This is a genomic window from Oceanobacillus luteolus, assembly GCF_023715655.1.
Classification (GTDB): domain Bacteria; phylum Bacillota; class Bacilli; order Bacillales; family Amphibacillaceae; genus Oceanobacillus; species Oceanobacillus luteolus.
Map to the genome: position 1 here is coordinate 1 of NZ_JAMBON010000173.1, position 301 is coordinate 301.

Annotated in this window: 1 protein-coding gene; it reads left to right on the forward strand. The window is 40.2% G+C overall.

What is annotated here, in order from left to right:
• Positions 1–56 precede the first annotated feature (56 nt).
• The gene (locus tag M3210_RS20245; RefSeq protein WP_251515526.1) at positions 57–251 is read left to right on the forward strand and encodes a hypothetical protein; all 195 of its coding nucleotides are present in this window, start codon (positions 57–59) and stop codon (positions 249–251) included.
• Positions 252–301 lie beyond the last annotated feature (50 nt).

Genomic DNA, 301 nt, shown 5'->3' on the forward strand with positions numbered 1-301 from the left:
AAAAATGAAGCACCTCTTGCTAAGATAGAAATATCAATTGAAGGAGGTGCTTTTCTATGCCACATGAAGAACTAATCATCGTGCCCGTAACACTCCATCCTGAAAAAGAAGAACCTATGTTAGCGACTCCACCAGTTTCCTCGGCAACTCCTGTTTTTACGATGAAATCAGGCAGCCTTGAACTTTCCTTCTTTAACGGTGTGGATGAGCATATCATTCAAACCGTCATAAGGGAGTTGAGAAATGAATGAGGCAAGATTATACAGACGTCAAGAACATTTATATTGTTTGTGGAAAGACG

Bases quoted from the DNA above. Each gene is read 5' to 3' on its own strand.
- M3210_RS20245 (WP_251515526.1), top strand. From the start codon at position 57: ATGCCACATGAAGAACTAATCATCGTGCCCGTAACACTCCATCCTGAA.